Annotated in this window: 18 protein-coding genes; 6 read left to right on the forward strand and 12 right to left on the reverse strand. The window is 37.3% G+C overall.

The annotated features are described in order from the left end of the window. Nucleotides 1-112 precede the first annotated feature (112 nt). Nucleotides 113-793 (reverse strand): uracil-DNA glycosylase, encoded by a 681-nt coding sequence (locus tag C7K43_RS05565; RefSeq protein WP_124005962.1) that lies wholly within the window; start codon nt 791-793, stop codon nt 113-115. A 233-nt stretch (nt 794-1,026) separates the two neighbouring features. On the opposite strand from C7K43_RS05565, the gene C7K43_RS05570 reads away from it, so the two are divergent. Beyond that, nucleotides 1,027-1,899: a Cof-type HAD-IIB family hydrolase gene (locus tag C7K43_RS05570; protein WP_124005963.1), complete on the forward strand. Its 873-nt coding sequence runs from the start codon at nt 1,027-1,029 to the stop codon at nt 1,897-1,899. Nucleotides 1,900-1,947: 48 nt separating this feature from the next. Continuing rightward, entirely contained in the window at nt 1,948-2,478 is a 531-nt protein-coding gene (locus C7K43_RS05575; protein WP_124005964.1) for an LURP-one-related/scramblase family protein, read from the forward strand. Between the two features lie 67 nt (nt 2,479-2,545). On the opposite strand, the gene C7K43_RS05580 is transcribed toward C7K43_RS05575, so the two are convergent. Further along, nucleotides 2,546-3,115 (reverse strand): GNAT family N-acetyltransferase, encoded by a 570-nt coding sequence (locus C7K43_RS05580; RefSeq protein WP_124005965.1) that lies wholly within the window; start codon nt 3,113-3,115, stop codon nt 2,546-2,548. Between the two features lie 78 nt (nt 3,116-3,193). Between C7K43_RS05580 and nrdI the strand changes: the two genes are divergently transcribed. Together nrdI and C7K43_RS05590 are read left to right on the forward strand one after the other, a co-directional pair. After that, nucleotides 3,194-3,652, forward strand: a complete 459-nt coding sequence (nrdI, locus tag C7K43_RS05585) for a class Ib ribonucleoside-diphosphate reductase assembly flavoprotein NrdI (RefSeq protein ID WP_124005966.1) — start codon at nt 3,194-3,196, stop codon at nt 3,650-3,652. Nucleotides 3,653-3,685: 33 nt separating this feature from the next. After that, a complete protein-coding gene (locus tag C7K43_RS05590) occupies nt 3,686-4,516 on the forward strand; it encodes a LysR family transcriptional regulator (protein WP_124005967.1) in 831 nt (276 codons plus the stop codon). Between the two features lie 189 nt (nt 4,517-4,705). Here the strand turns inward: C7K43_RS05590 and C7K43_RS05595 are convergent, their stop codons facing one another. The 3 genes from C7K43_RS05595 to C7K43_RS05605 form a co-directional block, all read right to left on the reverse strand. Next, nucleotides 4,706-6,508: an LTA synthase family protein gene (locus C7K43_RS05595; RefSeq protein WP_124005968.1), complete on the reverse strand. Its 1,803-nt coding sequence runs from the start codon at nt 6,506-6,508 to the stop codon at nt 4,706-4,708. 138 nt (nt 6,509-6,646) lie between these two features. Continuing rightward, a complete protein-coding gene (gene nadE / locus C7K43_RS05600) occupies nt 6,647-7,471 on the reverse strand; it encodes an ammonia-dependent NAD(+) synthetase (protein ID WP_124005969.1) in 825 nt (274 codons plus the stop codon). Nucleotides 7,472-7,540: 69 nt separating this feature from the next. Beyond that, the gene (locus C7K43_RS05605; protein WP_124005970.1) at nt 7,541-9,007 is read right to left on the reverse strand and encodes a nicotinate phosphoribosyltransferase; all 1,467 of its coding nucleotides are present in this window, start codon (nt 9,005-9,007) and stop codon (nt 7,541-7,543) included. A 738-nt stretch (nt 9,008-9,745) separates the two neighbouring features. Between C7K43_RS05605 and C7K43_RS05610 the strand changes: the two genes are divergently transcribed. Continuing rightward, on the forward strand, nt 9,746-10,573 hold the full coding sequence (locus tag C7K43_RS05610) for an SDR family NAD(P)-dependent oxidoreductase (protein ID WP_124005971.1): 828 nt from the start codon (nt 9,746-9,748) through the stop codon (nt 10,571-10,573). Nucleotides 10,574-10,837: 264 nt separating this feature from the next. On the opposite strand, the gene groL is transcribed toward C7K43_RS05610, so the two are convergent. Next, on the reverse strand, nt 10,838-12,478 hold the full coding sequence (gene groL, locus C7K43_RS05615) for a chaperonin GroEL (RefSeq protein WP_124005972.1): 1,641 nt from the start codon (nt 12,476-12,478) through the stop codon (nt 10,838-10,840). A gap of 31 nt (nt 12,479-12,509) precedes the next feature. Beyond that, nucleotides 12,510-12,794 (reverse strand): co-chaperone GroES, encoded by a 285-nt coding sequence (gene groES / locus C7K43_RS05620; RefSeq protein WP_124005973.1) that lies wholly within the window; start codon nt 12,792-12,794, stop codon nt 12,510-12,512. 251 nt (nt 12,795-13,045) lie between these two features. Here groES and C7K43_RS05625 point away from each other — a divergent pair, with 251 nt between their 5' ends. Beyond that, nucleotides 13,046-13,678: a CPBP family intramembrane glutamic endopeptidase gene (locus C7K43_RS05625; protein WP_124005974.1), complete on the forward strand. Its 633-nt coding sequence runs from the start codon at nt 13,046-13,048 to the stop codon at nt 13,676-13,678. Between the two features lie 38 nt (nt 13,679-13,716). Here C7K43_RS05625 and C7K43_RS05630 read toward each other — a convergent pair whose 3' ends face one another. Genes C7K43_RS05630 through yycF form a run of 5 tightly spaced genes read right to left on the reverse strand, consistent with a single transcriptional unit; the run spans nt 13,717 to nt 19,291 of the window. Continuing rightward, nucleotides 13,717-14,523, reverse strand: a complete 807-nt coding sequence (locus C7K43_RS05630; RefSeq protein WP_124005975.1) for an MBL fold metallo-hydrolase — start codon at nt 14,521-14,523, stop codon at nt 13,717-13,719. A gap of 52 nt (nt 14,524-14,575) precedes the next feature. After that, nucleotides 14,576-15,439: a two-component system regulatory protein YycI gene (locus tag C7K43_RS05635; protein ID WP_124005976.1), complete on the reverse strand. Its 864-nt coding sequence runs from the start codon at nt 15,437-15,439 to the stop codon at nt 14,576-14,578. 4 nt (nt 15,440-15,443) lie between these two features. Next, complete coding sequence (locus C7K43_RS05640) at nt 15,444-16,748, reverse strand: YycH family regulatory protein (protein WP_124005977.1); 1,305 nt, start codon at nt 16,746-16,748, stop codon at nt 15,444-15,446. Then, nucleotides 16,745-18,580 carry a cell wall metabolism sensor histidine kinase WalK gene (gene walK / locus C7K43_RS05645; protein ID WP_124005978.1) on the reverse strand — a complete coding sequence of 612 codons (1,836 nt, stop codon included), beginning with the start codon at nt 18,578-18,580 and terminating at the stop codon, nt 16,745-16,747. Before walK ends, C7K43_RS05640 begins: the two co-directional genes overlap by 4 nt. 6 nt (nt 18,581-18,586) lie before the next feature. Continuing rightward, nucleotides 18,587-19,291: a response regulator YycF gene (yycF, locus tag C7K43_RS05650; protein ID WP_124005979.1), complete on the reverse strand. Its 705-nt coding sequence runs from the start codon at nt 19,289-19,291 to the stop codon at nt 18,587-18,589. Between the last annotated feature and the right edge of the window lie 80 nt (nt 19,292-19,371).

The raw sequence follows: 19,371 nt of genomic DNA on the forward strand, positions 1-19,371 counted from the left end.
ACTATAACAACGAAAAAAAACAGGGGGTCATTCTGTATTAATCAAGAAAATTATCTTTTCGCAATATACTTAATTTAACAAACTAAACTGCTATATTCTAACTATCAAACTGTTATACTTTTTGCGGAAGTTGCCAATCAATTGGTGTTTTCCCTAAAGCCATGAGTGCATTATTAGCTTTAGAAAATGGTTGCGATCCAAAAAAACCACGGTTGGCTGATAATGGGCTTGGGTGAACAGATTTGATGATCACATGCTTGGCTGTATCAATCATAGAAATTTTCTTTTGCGCAGGTTTTCCCCAAAGGATAAATACGACAGGGTCTTGACGCTCGTTCAATTTTTCAATCACTTTATCGGTCAACCGTTCCCACCCTTTTCCTCGATGCGAATAAGCTTGACCTTCACGTACGGTTAAAACAGTGTTTAACAACAATACACCTTGCTCGGCCCAAGACACTAAATACCCATGATTTACAGGAGATATTCCTAAATCACTTTGTAGTTCTTTATAAATATTTTGTAAAGAAGGTGGCACTTTAACTCCGGGTTGTACAGAAAAAGATAGACCATGTGCTTGGTTGGGACCATGGTAAGGGTCCTGTCCTAAAATAACGACCTTTACTTTTTCATAGGGTGTAATTTGCAACGCTTCAAAAATATGATACATATCCGGATGAATTTTTTGCGTGGCATATTCTTGTTTCAAAAATTCATGTAGATCCCGATAGTAAGGTTTTTGAAATTCATCAGCTAAAATATCTTGCCAACTATTTTTGATAATCGTCTTCATGAAAACCCTCCTTGCTCTTTTAAGAATATCTCAGAAACAGTTTGATCACAAGTCAAGTCATGAATTTTCACTAAAAAATTTTTTCTTACTAAGAAATTTCATCAGAATATGGTAAACTGAACTTGTATAAAAAAGAGGAATGGGCAGTTTAAAAGCACTCTGTTTGCACAAAGTTTATCCTTGTAGCAACCTTCTTAGCCCTTTTGCTGGCCCTAAATGAAAGGAATAAATATATGATTAAGCTAATTGCTTCAGACATGGATGGGACTTTGCTTGATGCCAATATGCAAATCCCAGAAAAAAATGTAGCAGCGATTAAATACGCTCAAGCACAAGGCGTTGAGTTTATGGTCGCTACCGGACGTAACCGACTTGAAGCCCTACCTTCTCTAAAAGAAGCGGGAATTGATTGCGCCATGATTACACTAAACGGCGCCCAAGTTTTTGATCAAGCGGGTAATTCTATGTTTATGGAGCCGATTGAATTAGAAACGGCAGAAAAAGTTTTAGATTTATTAGAAAAAGAAGATATTTACTATGAAATTTCTACCAATAAAGGAACTTTTTCGCAAAGTAAAGAACGACGGATTGAAAATTTCGCTACAATGGTAGCCGAAGCTATGCCGCATTTAACACATAAAATGGCCATTGCGATGTCTGCTGCGCGCCTTGAGTTTTTACCCATTCGCTTTGTTGACAGTATCCGCGAAGTTATGGAACAAGATGACATTATCGTTTTAAAAATTATTTGCTTCCATCGAGACGGCGCTGCATTTTTAGGCCCTGCTGCTCGCGTTGTGGACGAAAGTTTTGAAGATTTATTTGTTACTTCTTCTGGACAAAATAATTTGGAAATTAATCACCGCTTGGCACAAAAAGGGATCGCAGTCGCTCATATAGCCAAGGATCGTGGTATTACTTTAGATGAAATCATGACAATTGGAGATAATTTGAATGATGTTAGTATGATTCAAACAACCGGAGTAAGTTTTGCCATGGGCAATGGCTTACCTGAAGTGAAGGAATACGCGAAATATGTCACAGATACCAATGTAGCTGGCGGTGTGGGCCAAGCCATTTATCGGGCAATTGAAGAAAATTTATAACATCATACTTTTACGCTAATGGGTCATCGTTTAAAGGAGGTGAGGATCGTGTCAGAATTTTATATTCAAGACAAGCAGTTAAGTAATATTACACGCACAATCGTAAAAGATGAGCGCGGTCACTCTCTTTTCCTACTTGTCGGACGCTGGGGAACCCAAGGCGATGCCCTTTCTTTGTATCAGATGAACGGTGCCCTAGTCGCTAGCATCAAGCAAATTAGCTTTACTTTTGGTAGTCGCTTTGAAATCTATGAAAATTATACAAAAGTAGGAACTTTGCAAAAAATTTTTAACTGGCCAGGGGATTTCTACTATGTTAAACAATTAAACTGGAGTGTTCATGGGGATATCTACAATCATCATTACAAGATTCACCATTTTAATAAAGAAATTATGTCTATGGACAAAGCTGCTTTTTTAACAGGGGATTATTACATATTAGAAATCCCTGATCCAGCCAATGCTCCCACTTGTATCTGCATCGCGGCTATTATGGATTATTGGCTATACAACCGTAATCGTAAAATGAAGTCTGCTCTTCGTTTTGCTAATTTTAAATTATCAAATAACTTTGATTGAAAAACAGGACCCAAAAAGCGATGCGCAAATGACATTTTTGCAAGTCGCTTTTTGGGTCCTAATCCATTTAATCCAGAGAAATCGGTTTTTGCATATGGTGATAAGAATGTTGGCTAATCATTTGTTCACCCACAATTTTAAACCCATTTTTTTCATATAATTGCTGTGCTTTTTTATTCTCATGGTCAACACAAAGTCCCACAATGGTTGCCCCACTTCTTAATGCAAACTTATCGATGCTTGTTAAAAGTTGAGAGGCGATGCCTTGTCCGCGATAAGCTTCATCTACACAAAGTAAATCCAGATACCATTCTCCGGCAAATGATTCATGATCGGTAAACAAAGATTGTTCTGCCAGCCCGTGTTGAGCCAGAACTTTTTCTAAACTTTTATCGACCGTTTCTTCTTCACTGGCAGGATAACCAAAAGCAATCCCTGCCACTTCACCATTCACTTCACTGACTAAGCCACGTTGCCAACCGTAACGATAATGAGGATCCTCCATAGCCTCTTCTAGTATCTCCAGTGTAATTTGATCACCGGCCTTTTCTACAAAAGGAAGCGCCATATCTTTTAAAACAATTAACACTAACTCGGCAATTTTATACCTATCTTCTTTTGTTGCAAATCGAATCATGAAACTACCTCTTTCTTATGATTTTATTTCCCAACGATCGTTTATTTTTGCTATACTATCTTTAGGAGGGAATACGAAATGAATGTACGCTATATATCTATTTCCGGCAACACACGTTCTTTTATCCAACGTCTTCAACGTTTTGCCGAAGAAGAAAACGAAAAAAATCCTAATGATCTTATTATACACGCCAAAGAAATTGACGACAATACTCCAGAAGAAGCAGAAACTGAACCATTTTTTGCCTTTGTTCCTACCTATCTGGAAGGCGGCAATGGGATCGATAACGGTGATCAAGAAATCTTAACCGAAAGTTTACGTGATTACATTGAATTTGAAAATAATGCAGATCACTGCTTAGGCGTTATTGGTAGTGGCAATAAGAATTTTAATGACCAATATTGTTTGACCGCTAAGCAATATGCTGAACAATTCAATACTCCTTTTTTAGCTGATTTTGAATTACGGGGGACAAACAATGAACTTGCGACCATTTATCAATTGCTCTGTGAAAAATGGCAAGCTGCCGTTAAGTAACCAAAATTTTTTAAGTAAACGGGGGGTATAGCTTTGTTTCATTTATTGAAATCTTTCTTATCTGTCTATGAAACACATAATTTTACCAAAACGGCAAACAGCCTCTATTTAACACAACCAACTGTTTCTGCTCAAATTAGAAAGTTGGAAGATTATCTAAACGTAACTTTGTTTATTCGCAATGGGAAACAAGAAATTCTCCCTACAAAAGAAGCCGATTTTTTATATCCTAGAGTTTTAAAAATTCTTGAAGAGTGGAACGATGCAATTACCCATGTTAATACCCAAAAAAGTTATCGAGAAAATTGCGTTTTAGCCAGTTCTCAAACTTGTGGCGCCTATCTTATTCCAAAAATCGTGCCTATTTTGGTCAAACATTTTCCGATGGTAAATTTTAGCTTTCCGGTAATGTCGGGCGAAGAAATTGTACAAGAATTAGAAAAAGCGAAAGTTGATTTTGGTCTGATCGAAACGCCAGAACGTAGTGAGTTAGTTGAACGCTACATAGTCGCCAAAGATGAATTGGTTTTAGCCGGCAATCCTGAATCTGACTACTGGTTGTTACCCGAAACGGATTCTCCTTTAGGTTTTATCAATGAAAATTATTTAAAATATAATAATCTTTCGCCTAATATTATTCGAACCTACAACCATGACATGGCTTTAGCGTTATTAAAACATCAGGTAGGCAAAACGATCATTTCCAAACTAGCTTTAAACTCAACTGTACCTTACCAACGTTTAGAAGCAATCGGTGAACGAAATCTCTATTTCTTAACTCGTAAAAAAGTAGTATCAGAAAAACTGGCCGAGATTTCCACTTTTATCCAAGAACAGTTATCTCACAACGAAATACCTTTCTAAAGAAAAAATCTGCTTATGAGATCTTTTTAGATTTCATAAGCAGTTTTTTTATCCACAATTCTTATCCCAAAAAATCGCTCAGTTAGTTATGAGGTTTCACAAAAATATTAACCCACACAAAAACAAACCGTGAGATTTCTTGTTTTAAACTGTTTCATTTTTCCTAGTTCATTTTACCTGTGAAACAACTCAATCGAAAAACTCATTTTGTAAACTATACTGTTCACCTTGTAAAATATCATATTGGATTAAACGGTAATCATTGTAGATTTCTTGTTGATTTTGGTTTAATGTCAGTTCTTCATGCCATTGGTCATCATTGTCCAAATACATCCTAGGTTCAAACGCCGGCAATATTTTTTCTAAGTCTAACAAGAGTTCATAAAAAGGCGTCGTTTCTAAGCCTGCCTGTTGAAATAAATTGGGGGCAAAGTAAAAAGGACTCGTGACTTCCCCCTCTTCGTGAGTTAAGCCGCCTTCAGAATCAACCATCAAAAATTCTGTCTGATGCAGATCGGCGGTGGAATTTTGCTCCTGTAAACGATCCGAATAAATTCCTGGCAAGTGATCTCCCCAAAATACGACCAATGTTCGTTCTGGCAGCTCAGCAAGCTCTTCAGTAAAATCTTGCAATGCCTGACTACTATAGCTAATATCTTGTAAATATCCTTCGATATTACGGTTATTTTCATCACCCGTCACTTGATAATTTACATTGTCATACTTCCCATCATATGGCATATGCGTCTGCATAGTAACCAAATGGACAAATTGCGGCGTCTGATCTTCTTTTAACGTATCCAACACTTGTTGATAAGCTGCCTCATCAGAAATATACGGGTTATTTTCGATGGTTTGTGTATAATCCATGCTATCTTGATCAATAAACTGGTCAAATCCTAATGTAGAATAAACGTCCTGACGCTTATACATTGAGGTGTCATATGGATGAATAGCTGTAGTATCATACCCTCGATCTTCAGATAACGAGACCAGGGAAGGCAACTGAGCCATCTTAGGCACCAGCATTGTATAAGGAGTTGTCATCTGCGGATTTAATAACTCCATAGAAAAACTCGTCAAGGCCTCAAATTCAATATTAGCGGTTCCGCCGCCGTAATTTTGCGAGAGCATCCTACCGCTATAAGTCTGATCAGCTACCTCATCATATTTTTTTAACGGGTCTCCCGAAATGGATAATCCCTGCAAGTGTTCCGGATTAGAAAAACTTTCACTCATCACATAGACGATATTGGGTTGATCATCATCTTCGCCAGGTTCAACTTCTTGTTGGTATTTTTCAGCAATATCCTCGATTGCCTCTTCGGAGTACCCGTCTGGCTCTTCCATGGCATCAACGCGTAAATTATATAAAAAACCTCCAACAAAACCTGTATTATAGTAATTCATTTCTTGTGAATAAGGAATCCATAAGGCTGTTTTATTATATGCTTGTCTTAATAAATTGGTTTCATTATTAAAATGACTAATATAAACCAGACCTAAAGTACTAAAACAAAGCATAATGACACGCATAATTTGTTTGTTTTTTGCTAAAAAGAAACTGCGGTACAATTGATAAATAAAAAGACCAGCGACAACAATCATTAAAATAAGAACAAATAAAAAAAGCCCTGTCCCTAAAACTTCTCTAAAAAACCCCAATTGTGTGATCATCGTTAAATCATCTGGATAAACCGGCTCTTGGCGAAATGTCATCTTCATATAAGTAGCAAAGCCAATCATCGCAATAAAAAGACTATATAAACTAGCTCCGACGATTAACGATCCTGCAAGGCTGGCTAAAAATAAAAACAATACCAACAAAACGAGACTAGCTAAAAAGAACTTTTCTGTATGCCAAGAAAAAGCAAATTTTACTGCTAAATCAACCGATAAATCATTTTGGCACCACTGTAAAAAAAGATTACTAAAAATGATGCCACAAAAAATCAATATTCCTATACCTAAATAACGTAATTTTTTATTCATTTTTTTCAAACACCTTACTAAAATTAGAAAGAGACTGGGATATTGTTTCCTTCCAACAATGAACCACCAAAATTGATCATTGCTGAAGATCTTTATCCCAGCCTCCACACATTAGTTAATTATAAAATTTTACTAGAATTACTTCCAGAAATCATCAAAAATGGAGATCGGCTGATGACGTTTATGCTGCGTCTTTTCCCATAAGTTTTCAATGGTTTCTTGTGCTTTACTTGGAACGCTCTTTCCTTCTAGGTAATTATCAATTTCTTGATAAGTTACCCCTAATGCAGCTTCGTCACTAACCAATGGTTTATCTTCTTCTAGATCCGCCGTGGGCACTTTAGCATAAAGCTCTTCTGAAGCACCCAATGATTGTAATAATAGTTTTCCTTGACGTTTATCTAGACGAAATAATGGCAAAATATCCGCTGCGCCATCGCCAAATTTCGTGAAAAATCCGGTAATATTTTCGGCCGCATGATCGGTGCCAATTACAGCGCCAGAAAACTCGCCCGCAATTGCATACTGTGTGATCATACGTTGACGTGCTTTAATATTCCCTTTATTAAAATCGGAGACCGTCATACCCACTGCTCTTAAAGAAGACACTTGCGCATCCACAGCTGGTTTGATATCAACTTCGATTTGTGTATCTGGCTGTATAAATTCGATGGCCCGACTGGCATCATCCTCATCTGCTTGTACGCCATAAGGAAGACGCACAGCAATAAAATGATAGTCCGAATTTTTGGTTTCTTGGCGCATTTCTTCCATAGCCATTTGTGTTAAACGTCCAGCTAAGGAAGAATCTTGACCACCGCTAATTCCTAACACAAAAGTTTTTAAAAATGAATTTTTATATAAGTATTCCTTTAAAAAGTCAATACTTTTCCGGATTTCTTCTTCTGGATTGATCACCGGTTGAACCCCTAGTTCATCGATGATTTTGGTTTGTAAACTCAAAATAATTCCTCCTAGTTATATGGCTTAACTTTTTTAACAAGTATTCGCCTTAACCTACATCTGTGACAATTAAATCGTCGTATTTTCAACCTCTTGACGAACTTTATTCAAAAGTCTCATCTTGTGTTCGTAACAATCAGTCGATAAATCAACTGGATAAGGTTGTGGATTTAGATCACGTTTATATTCTGCCCACAGCGAATCCAGACATTGGTGAGAATAAGTTTTAATATCTTCTAGATCAGGCATATCATAGACTAACTTTCCTTGGTCAAAAATATCATGCAAAAGGATACGAGCGTTAAAATTAGTGACCGTTTTATTAATATAGGTATGCACTGGATGGAACATATAAATGCTGACTTGTTCATTAGGCTTTTCATCCCATAAAGTAACATAATCCCCTTGCGATTTTCCATCTGAATTCCGCTTAATACGCCATACCTGTTTTTTCCCTGGCGTCGTCACTTTCTCAGCATTACTGGAAAGTTTGATAGTATCGATCATATCTCCTTTTTCGTCTTCAATTGAAACTAATTTATAGACTGCACCTAAGGCTGGTTGATCGTAAGCTGTGATCAAATTCGTTCCTACGCCCCACACGTCGATTTTTGCTTTTTGCATTTTCAAATTTAAAATGGTGTTTTCATCAAGGTCATTAGAAGCATAGATTTTAGCCTCAGGGAAACCTGCTTCATCTAACTGTTCTCTAACTTCTTTAGAAATATAAGCCATATCGCCGCTATCAATTCGCACACCTAGAAAATTAATTTTGTCGCCCATTTCCTTTGCAACACGAATTGCATTAGGCACACCCAATTTTAGCGTATCATACGTATCAACTAAAAAGACGCAATCTTTGTGCGTTTTTGCGTAAGCCATAAATCCATCATAGTCATTGCCGTATGATTGAATCAACGAATGAGCGTGGGTTCCGCCATCTGGAATGCCAAATACCTTTCCAGCGCGCACGTTACTGGTGGAATCTGCCCCACCAATATAAGCTGCGCGAGCGCCCCATATAGCTGCATCTAATTCTTGCGCGCGACGTGAACCAAATTCCAGTAACGGATCGTCGCCAATCACTGACTTGATACGCGCCGCTTTAGTCGCAATTAACGTTTGAAAGTTAACCATATTCAAAATCGCTGTTTCTACTAATTGCGCTTGGGCTAACGGACCTTCTACTTGAATAATCGGTTCATTGGCAAAAACCAAGTCGCCTTCTTTAGCCGAACGTACGGTGCAAGAAAAAGTAAAATCTCTTAGATAATTCAAAAAATCTTCTGGATAATTTTCTACCGTACGTAGATATTCAATATCTGATTCAGTAAACTGTAAATTTTTTAAATAATCAACTAGACGTTCTAATCCCGCAAATACCGCATAACCATTTTTAAACGGCATTTCTCGAAAGAAGCATTCAAAAACAGCATGCTGATCAGCACGACCAAGTTCCCAATAAGTTTTCACCATATTAATTTGATAAAGATCCGTGTGCAGTGCTAAACTATCATCTTTATACGTTTTATTCATTACACTCAAGCTCCCTCAATTTTTCTCCTCTACATTATATCAAAGATAACAAAGCCCATGTAATAATAACACTTGAAATAAGAAAATTATTAATGAAAAAATGCTGAGCAATTCAAATTTAGCTAGAAATACCAAAGTTAGTTGCAATTTTATCAGTAAAAGTAGTTTAACAGTTTGCCTATATATTCTACAATAAATGCTGTAGGACAATCATTTAAACTAAAGTTTTGTCAAAACCTCTTCTAAATATAAATTTTATTGAGGTTTCTTAGTGAACAAATAATCAGCAGATAAACAGATAAAAGTTCGACAATCCTTTATCCGAAAACGTAATCATAGATAATAGTTTAGAAAAACCTTATCCGAGAATCCAATTACGGAGAAAGAACTGGAAAAGTTTTGTCCAAAAAACGGAAAAAGTAGTCGTTAAACACTCTTAAATAGCTAATAACGGATAAAAGTCCAGACAATCTTTTATCCAAAAACGTAATTATGGAGAATAGTCTAGAAAAACCTTATCCGAGAATCCAATTACGGAGAAAGAAATTGGAATGCTCTATCTGAAAAATAGGAACATCATCTTTACCTTACTAAGCCAAGTGTCAATCAGTATTTAATTTTCGGACAAAGTCCAAGAGTCTTGGATTGTCTGTAGTGTTTTTTTGAAGAATTACACAAAGACGACTTTTTGTTATACTAAAATAAATGGATCAGGTTTAGCAATTGGAGGGAATTTGAATGAAACCACTATCAGAGTGTACGGTTCTAATTACAGGTGCCACCGATGGTCTGGGTAAAATGACTGCTGAGCGATTTGCACAACAAGGTGCAAAAGTTCTATTACATGGAAGAAATGAAGAAAAAGGACGTAAAACCCTGGAAGAAATAAAGCAATCTACGAACAATCAAAAGCTGGAGTATTTTAACGGAGATTTCTCCTCTCTTAGCTCTGTAGCTCAACTAGCTGAAAAAATTATTTCAAACGATGAGCAAATAGACATTTTGATTAACAATGCAGGAATCGGAGGCGGACCAAAATCACAAAGCATACATGAAACTAGCCAAGACGGCTTTGAGTTAAGATGGGCGATAAATTACTTAGCCCAAGTTCTGCTTACTAAAAAACTGCTGCCAATCATTAAAGAAGGCGCAAGAATAATCAATGTAGCTTCAGTTGGGCAATCAGAAATTGACTTTGATGACCCAAATTTGGAGGAAAACTATGATGGTTATCTAGCATATACTCGCAGCAAATTAGCTTTGATCATGTTTACTTTCGACCTTTCGTCGGAATTAAAACAAAGAGATATCTGTGTTAACGCTCTTCATCCATCGACGCTTATGAGCACGAATATGGTAACGGACCACTTTGGACAAGCACAATCAACGGTAGAACAAGGTTTTTCTGCTGTAGAATTTCTTGCAACTTCTGAAGAACTTGAAGGCGTGACAGGAGAGTACTTTGAAATTAAGTCCCGAGCACGTGCTAAAACGCAAGCCTACGATACAAAAGCCAGAAAAAAATTGAAGCAACTAACCGAAGATAGTTTAGCCACTTATATGTAGACAATTTCCCCGAATTAACTTAAAAAAGAGATACAGTTATCACTTATATCAAGTTGCAAAGGTATAAGTCGAACTGTATCTTTCATACAGAGGAAAATAGTTCCAAGTTGTTCCATCGCCTGCACAAAGCGAAAACAAAAAAAGCAGCTAGAGCTAGCGCCTAACTACTTCCTTTATTCGATGAAATTTCTTTACTAACACTATTTAACAAAGTGCCGAAAAAAAAGCCTTGAACATTTTTCGTTCAAGGCTTTTTTAAAGTTATTACATCATGCCGCCCATCATTGATGGATCCATTCCTTGAGCGCCAGCTCCAGCACCACTATTTGATTCTGGTTCTGGACGATCAGCAACTACTGCTTCTGTTGAAAGTAATAGAGCAGAAATCGATGCTGCGTTTTGTAAAGCAGAACGAACAACTTTTGTTGGATCGACAATACCCGCTTCAACCATGTTAACCCATTGGCCATTCGTAGCGTTAAAGCCAATACCTAGTTCTTCGCTCTTCAATTTTTCAATGATAACTGAAGCTTCAAAACCAGCGTTTTTGGCAATTTGGCGAACCGGTTCTTCTAACGCGCGAACCACGATGCTAATTCCTGTTTGAGTATCATCATCAGCATCTAATTCAGCTACTTTGTTAATTACATTAACTAAAGCTGTACCACCACCGGATACCATACCTTCTTCAACGGCTGCACGAGTTGCATTTAAAGCATCTTCAATACGTAGTTTTAATTCTTTTTGTTCTGTTTCAGTTGCTGCACCGACTTTAATGACAGCAACACCGCCAGCTAATTTAGCAAGACGTTCTTGTAATTTTTCACGATCAAAATCAGAAGTAGTTTCAGCTACTTGGTTTTTAATCAATTGAACACGATCTTCGATAGCTGTTGAATCACCAGCACCTTCAACAATCGTTGTGTTATCTTTATCAACAGTAACCTTGCTTGCTTTACCAAGAGAATCCATTGTAGCATCTTTAAGATCAAGACCTAGATCTTCAGTAAGCACGGTAGCGCCAGTTAATACTGCAATATCTTCTAACATTGCTTTACGACGGTCGCCAAATCCAGGAGCTTTGACTGCTACTACGTTAAATGTTCCGCGAATCTTGTTCAAAACAAGTGTTGGTAGTGCTTCGCCATCGATATCATCAGCAATGATTAATAATGGTTTAGATTGTTGTACAACTTGTTCTAATAAAGGAAGAATATCTTGAATATTGGAGATTTTCTTATCCGTAATCAAAATATATGGATCATCTAAATCAGCTTCCATTTTTTCATTATCTGTAACCATGTATTGAGATAAGTAGCCACGGTCAAATTGCATACCTTCAACTACATCTAGCTCGGTGTCAATCCCTTGAGAATCTTCAATCGTAATGACACCATCGTTACCCACTTTATCCATTGCATCTGCAATGTATCTGCCAACTTTTTCACTACCAGAAGAAACCGCACCTACTTGCACAATAGCGTCTTTTGAATTAACTGGAGTAGAAATATTTTGCAATTCTTCTACTGCTTTTTGAGTAGCTTCTTCGATACCTCGACGGATACCTAAAGGATTAGCACCAGAAGTTACGTTTTTCAATCCTTCGCTTACGATTGATTGAGCCAATACAGTGGCAGTTGTGGTCCCGTCACCAGCGATATCGTTGGTTTTAGAAGCCACTTCTGAAACTAATTGAGCACCCATATTTTCAAAATGATCTTCTAGTTCAATTTCCTTAGCAATGGTTACACCATCATTAGTAATTAATGGAGAGCCATAAGATTTTTCTAATACGACGTTACGACCTTTAGGGCCTAAAGTTACTTTAACTGTATCTGCTAATTTACTTACGCCATTAAGCATTGAACGACGTGCGTCTTCTGAAAATTTAATATCTTTTGCCATAATTTCTTCACCTCAAAAATAATTTATTTTTTTATTCTACAATTGCTACAATGTCTTTTGCTGAAAAGATCATGTAGTCTTGTCCATCATATTTCACTTCAGAGCCGGCATACTTTTCAAATAAAACAGTATCTCCGACATTTACGGGAACTTTAGCTAGCTCACCATTATCTAGTGTACGTCCGTCACCGACAGCTACAACTTTGCCAGTTTGTGGTTTTTCTTTGGCCGTAGACGCTAAAACAATGCCTCCGACTGTTTTTTCTTCTTCTTGCGAAACTTCGATCATTACGCGATCACCTAATGGTTTTAACACGATAAATCCCTCCAAATAAAATCTCTAACTTATTTTTCCGCTGTTAGCACTCTATAATATAGAGTGCTAACTCACAATTTCAATATTATCATTTTTCTCTGATATTGCAAGTAGTTAAACCAAATTTTTTTATAAAAGTCAAAAAAAGTCAGTCTTTACTCACCTTTAAATAAATAGCTGATAATTGTCAACTGCCGACTGTTTCTGTATAATTTGATAGATAATAAAAAATCACAGAAAAGGAGACCACAATGTCTGTTAGAAAATATAGTTTGTTAACTATTCTTATTTACGTCATTGCTTTTTTTGCTCCGGTCTTTGCACCGACAAACCAAGCAAGTACCACAGCAACTACCGTCACCTACCTTGCAGGTGCGATCTTAATGATTATTTTATATCTTAGCCAAACCAACAAGCTAACTTTCGAAAGAACTGATAGCGCCTTTCTTTCGACCCTATTTTGGGGAATTGCCGGTATTTTTTTAGCAGTTGTTTTACAAACAATCATCACGCAAATTGAACAATTTTTAGGCATTCCCATTGAATCACAAAATACACAAAACATCATTGGACTTGTGTTACGCCAACCTTTATTTGCTCTTGCAGCAATGATTGGTGGTCCGATTATGGAAGAATTTGTTTTTCGACGTGCCTTGATCGGATTGTTTGATTCCTTTTCCCTTACCTGGGTAGGTATTATTATTAGTTCGTTATTATTTGCTGTTATCCATCAAGATGGCCATCTGCTTTTATATTTTTCTTTAGGCTTTTTCTTCAGTCTCCTTTATAAAACTACAGGAAAAATTTGGACATCGATGATTAGCCATGTGGGGATGAATACTTTAGTGGTTATTGCTAATTTAATTTTAGCCGCAAGCAATTAAAAAAAGACATCCGATTCATTTCGGATGTCTCTTTTTCTTTATAAAGCAAACATACTTGTTGCTTGCTCTGGATCTGTATCACAAATTTGGAACGCTTCTCCTGCGCCAAAATCATGTTCTTTTAAAGTGTTTTCCATTGTTAAATGTGCCAATTCTTTTAAATTATTTTCTTTACTCAAATGACCCAAATAAATACGTTTCGTTTGATCGGTCAAAATATCGGTCATCGTAAGAGCCCCATCTTCATTGGATAAATGACCACGATCGCCTAAAATGCGTTGTTTTAAACTCCAAGGATACTTTCCGGAGCGTAACATCTCCAGATCATGGTTATTTTCAATCAAATAAGCATCTGCACCTCGTACCACACCTCGTAAATGATCACTACAGTACCCTGTGTCAGTTAAGACCACAAACGATTTGCCATCTTTATGAAAACGATAGAACTGTGGTGCTGCTGCATCATGAGAAACGCCAAAACTTTCAACATCCAGGTCACCAAATGTTAAAACTTTACCCATTTCAAATGTATGCTTGTGCTCAAGTGCGACATTTCCAATTAAAGGAGACATTGCTTGCCAAGTTTTATCATTAGCATAGATATCCAGATTATATTTACGAGATAACACTCCAACGCCATGGATATGATCACGATGTTCATGAGTAACAAAAATCGCATCTAAATCATCTGGTTTCCGATCCACTTCACTAAGCAATGAAGTGACTTTTTTCCCGCTTAGCCCAGCATCTACTAAAAATTTCTTCTTCGGTGTTTCAATATATAATGAATTACCGGTACTTCCGCTGGCTAAAATACTAATTTGAAATGCATTTTCTTTCTCCACTGCGTGTGTCTTCCTCTCTAACATAAAAGCTGGTTCTATTATACATGCCTTTTTACGAATTTTCTACCGTTTGAACTGTACTATTTGTAATGATTCGATTGGTCAATGCATTAACCCTTTCAACTTGCGTTTGTCCGTCTTCATCTTCGATAGCAACAAACCACGCAGGGACATAGACATTTTGTCCCCGTACTTGCAATGTTAAGGTATAAGCAAGGTGACGCCACTTAATCTCAGAGTTATTGGGAATTTTATTATTCACATACAACGTATTAATAATTTCTTCTTCTGAATATAAAGAGATCGCTTCACGTAAAGGCACCAAATCAGAAATATGCGTTTGCGTATAATTATTAAAAGACAATTTGTCATCCTGGTTAGAAAGCTCGATTTCTATGCGACTAGAACTATCATCTATCGGGATTCCTTCGTAACTTTGAGCCGCGACCAAGGTAGGGTAGTCCCCGCTAAAACTTGAAACATCCTTTAAATAACTATACTGTTCACCAAACAGTACTTGATCTTCTTGTTGAAGAAATTGATCTAAAACATCCGCTGCTTGCGAAGGCTCCGTAATAGCTTTTTCATCTGTGATATTGTGTGTAAGCGTTTGGCCTTCAGTCGATGTCTGCTCATTCAAAAGATCAGGATCATCTAAACGTTCACGTTCTTCATCCAATGCTTGGTTCATATCTGTCGGGTCTCCGCTCAGATAATAACCTTTATGCTGCTTTTGCGAGAAATCACCGCTATAAGTTATATCTTCTGAGTCCAGCCGATCCTCAATGGGGACTTTTTGATCAGTTCTATAAACAACATTCTCCTGGTCATCTGCTTTTTTATAAATGCTAAATAAAAATATATTTAGGCCTAGAAAGGTAAAGAAAAAAATCCAACCGATTTTTCTAAAATCCATTTGTTTATTCCTCGCTTTCCTGTAGTTCTTGTATAAGGTCTTCAGCAGTATACCAAGTGTTGCCATATTGCACATGCCAGCTTGGCTCTAAATCAACCACACCTGTGTCTTCAATATTTTTCCAGTTATAGCCCACAACCAGGCTATTCATGTTTTCAGGGTCAGCTCCAGCATAATACAAATCTTCTAAAACAGATCTTCCTGAAGGGACTTCCACTTCACTATCTGAAGGAATCGGAACTTGAATCATATTCAAATTCGCTTGAATTTCTACACTTCGTTGGCCTCCTTGACCAGCATCAGAAAATTCAACAGAAAATTTCCCTTCGTCAATGTCACTAAAAACGGGAAAACCTTCCACGAAAATATGGTAATCAACCGTATTTTGTATGCTGTCTAAAAAGCGAACCGAACCATAGTTTGTTCCCAACCTGCTAACGTATTGATAGCTATCTGTATACTTATCAAAATTATCCTCTTCTGAGATAACTCCCTGAAAATCAACGCGTTGATCGTCTGGTTCAATCACCATCGATTCAGAACCATCATAAATATTTAGCTCTTCGGTATCTTCGTTACTGCGCAGGTTCCTAGGATTGGTAAAAAAGGAATCTCGGAAAACTGTATACGGTCGCGAAGATGCAATATAACTAAACTGTTTTAATTCAACTGGCTCATCATTGTAATATTCAAAATAATCAAGCCGTTCATCTTTAACGACATCATACCAATCATTTGATTCTTCCTGCAGCGTATCTTGGATATCAGTCAACGGTGATTGTATATCTGCCTCTGCTATTAAACGATCATTTTTATTGATAAAACGTATTTTTTGCTGTTCAAAATCCAGTTGGATCTTCTGAAACCTAAAGTCCTCTGCGTCTCCTTCTGTTGATAATTCCACATCAAAAAAATCAGTATAATTTTCTATAGGAATCAATGCAGCATAATCCATTTCAAGCCCTTCAGACATTTGCATGTGTTGTGCAAGTTCTTCATTTGAATTATACGATTGAATATCTAACGAGCCAAAATTACTTTGTGCTACATTTGCTTGCAGATCTTCTAGTAAACTTTCAGTATTACTGGCTTTAGCCCCATTATCTTTTATTTCTACTGTCTTTAGTGGCAAAAAAACATCGGAAGCCGTGGTATAGTCTTGTTGACTTTGTGTCTCAGTATCTTCAGTTTCTTCAACCACAGATTGTTCTTCACCGGCCGGGCTAACCCATATCAGGTAAGAAAGGTAGAAACTCAAAGCGACCATTAAAGCTAAGCCTATCCCCAAAAAATATTTTGAAAACTTCATTCCCACCAATCCTCCTCATAAGGTTCATAAGGCAAGCTAACGAAAAAGGTTGAGCCCACATGCTCACGACTTTCAACCCAGATATTGCCTCCGTGAGCTTTTAACACTTCTTTAGAAATCGCAAGGCCTAAACCTGTGCCCCCTTGTTTACGTGCACGTGCCTTATCTACCCGATAAAATCGATCAAAAATTTTATTAAGATCATTAGGTGGAATGCCTAATCCTTGGTCGGTAATGCTTAATAAAATGTTATTGTGTGTTTCCATCAAACGAACGGTTATTATGCCGCCGTCTGGTGAGTATTTCACTGCATTATTCATAAGATTGTCAACCACTTGAATCATCCGATCCGTATCAACTTCAACCCACAAGTCGCGTTTCGTAAATTCCCGTTGGATTTGATATTGTTTTTCATGTTCATCTACCATCATATCAAAGCGATCTAAAACGAAATTCACCAGTTCTTTAAAATTGATATATTCCAGTTGAAGCTGATAATTGCCGCTGTCCATTCTGGAAAGATTTAACAAATCATTGATCATACGAATCATCCGATCTGTTTCATTTAAAGTAACATTCAAAAATTTTGGTGCAATTTCTTCGTCTTTCCAAGCCCCTTCTGATAAAGCTTCAATATAACTTCTAGTACTTGTTAGAGGCGTGCGCAATTCGTGAGAAACGTTGGAAACAAATTCACGACGCTCTTGTTCCGTTTTTTCTTGCTCGGTTACATCATGTAAAACAGCAACCAAACCAGAAATAAATCCAGATTCGCGCCGAATCATAGAAAAATCAACTCGTAATAGTACATTCTCCAGATTTTTATCTGCAGAAGAACGTTCTAGTAAAATTTCATCCGGGTTTTCTAAAAGTTTCCGCAAGGTGTAATTCTCTTCAATATCAAACAACTCTAAAATCGATTGACCGACTGCATGTTCCCGCTCGACGTTTAACAAAGATAAGGCCATCTCATTAATGATAATCACCTTTCCTCGACGATCGGTCGCCACTACACCATCGGTCATATGCGATAGCACACTATTTAATCGATTCCGTTCTGATTCCATCGCCTCTTGGGTTTCTTCAATTCGTTCACCCAGCTGGTTAAAGGTGAGCGCTAATTCGCCTAACTCATCATTTCCTTTAACTTGGACTTTTCGACTATAATCACCCTTGGCTATTCGTAAAGCTTGTTCTCGCATTTCACCAATTGGCTGAGTGATGGAACGTGCCACTAAAACAGCTACAATCATCGAGATGAACACCGCAATTACCGAAGCCGTAATAAAAATCAGCGCAATATCATTAATCGACCGATATTGTTGTTCTAAATTACTTTTGATATACAACGCGCCTACCACCGTATCCCCTGTTGATTGGATCGGCTGGACATTGATCTGAACACGATCAGAAGTCCCCTCATCAATGGCTACTAAACTTTTCGTAGAAAAATCATCAATATAAGGATCATCATTTTTTTGACCGACCATGTATCGCTCTGAAACGCTTGTGGTAGCACGAATGTTGTTTCTTTCATCCACTACTTTCATTTCCAGTACATCGGGCGAATCACTATTATCAAGCACGCGTTGGATTTCATTGTTTTGTTGGCTGTTATTGGTGTCATCTTGTTGTCCCAAGTGGTTCCCCAAAGTACCCGCCAAAGTTTCTGCTTGAGCATCCATACTTGTTTTAAAATTTTCAATTGTCGATCGTTCCAACCCACGAATAAAATACGCCCCGATAATCTCGATTGAAATAAGTAAAATCAAGATAAATGTCAGGGCGATCTTAAAGTTCACCGATCGAAAAAAGCGAACCTTGTTTTTCATATCACGTTACTCCTGTTCTGGATTGCGTAAATAATAGCCTACGCCACGGCGGGTGACTAAATAGCCTGGATGGCTGGCATTATCTTCGATTTTTTCACGCAAGCGACGTACGGTGACATCTACTGTACGCACATCACCAAAATAATCGTAGCCCCAAACTGTTTGTAATAAATGTTCACGCGTCATGACTTGGCCGATATGCTGTGCCAAATAATGAAGTAATTCAAACTCACGGTGAGTTAAATCAATCTCTTCCCCATTTTTTGTTACCATGTAAGCATCAGGATGAATGGTAATATCATTCACTGTAACTTCTACATTTGCAGGTTGTTCGTTTCCCTTGCCGCTGGATGAACCCCGACGCAAGTTAGCTTTGACACGTGCCACCAGTTCTCGGTTAGAAAACGGTTTTGTTACATAATCGTCAGCGCCTAGTTCCAGTCCTAAGACTTTATCAATTTCTGCGTCTTTGGCTGTTACCATGATAATAGGTATCTCATGTGATTTACGAACTTCACGCGCTACTTCCAAACCATCCACTTTAGGTAACATTAAATCAAGCAGGATTAAATCCGGTTGTACTTCTTCTACCTGTGTTAATGCTTCTTCCCCATCGTAAGCTGTATAAACTTCATAACCTTCTTTTGTCAAATTAAATTTGACAATGTCACTAATTGGTTTTTCATCATCAACTAATAATATTTTTTTCAAAAAATTTCACCTCGTTTATTTAACACTTATATACACGTCGTTTCTATTATACATGATTTTGTTCTTAGTTTCATTAAAAC

It is taken from the genome of Tetragenococcus koreensis, from assembly GCF_003795145.1.
Lineage (GTDB): Bacteria > Bacillota > Bacilli > Lactobacillales > Enterococcaceae > Tetragenococcus > Tetragenococcus koreensis.

Coding starts and splice junctions, on each gene's coding strand:
- C7K43_RS05565 (WP_124005962.1), bottom strand. CDS start 793: ATGAAGACGATTATCAAAAATAGTTGGCAAGATATTTTAGCTGATGAA.
- C7K43_RS05570 (WP_124005963.1), top strand. CDS start 1,027: ATGATTAAGCTAATTGCTTCAGACATGGATGGGACTTTGCTTGATGCC.
- C7K43_RS05580 (WP_124005965.1), bottom strand. CDS start 3,115: ATGATTCGATTTGCAACAAAAGAAGATAGGTATAAAATTGCCGAGTTA.
- nrdI (WP_124005966.1), top strand. CDS start 3,194: ATGAATGTACGCTATATATCTATTTCCGGCAACACACGTTCTTTTATC.
- C7K43_RS05595 (WP_124005968.1), bottom strand. CDS start 6,508: ATGAATAAAAAATTACGTTATTTAGGTATAGGAATATTGATTTTTTGT.
- C7K43_RS05605 (WP_124005970.1), bottom strand. CDS start 9,007: ATGAATAAAACGTATAAAGATGATAGTTTAGCACTGCACACGGATCTT.
- C7K43_RS05610 (WP_124005971.1), top strand. CDS start 9,746: ATGAAACCACTATCAGAGTGTACGGTTCTAATTACAGGTGCCACCGAT.
- groL (WP_124005972.1), bottom strand. CDS start 12,478: ATGGCAAAAGATATTAAATTTTCAGAAGACGCACGTCGTTCAATGCTT.
- C7K43_RS05625 (WP_124005974.1), top strand. CDS start 13,046: ATGTCTGTTAGAAAATATAGTTTGTTAACTATTCTTATTTACGTCATT.
- C7K43_RS05635 (WP_124005976.1), bottom strand. CDS start 15,439: ATGGATTTTAGAAAAATCGGTTGGATTTTTTTCTTTACCTTTCTAGGC.
- C7K43_RS05640 (WP_124005977.1), bottom strand. CDS start 16,748: ATGAAGTTTTCAAAATATTTTTTGGGGATAGGCTTAGCTTTAATGGTC.
- walK (WP_124005978.1), bottom strand. CDS start 18,580: ATGAAAAACAAGGTTCGCTTTTTTCGATCGGTGAACTTTAAGATCGCC.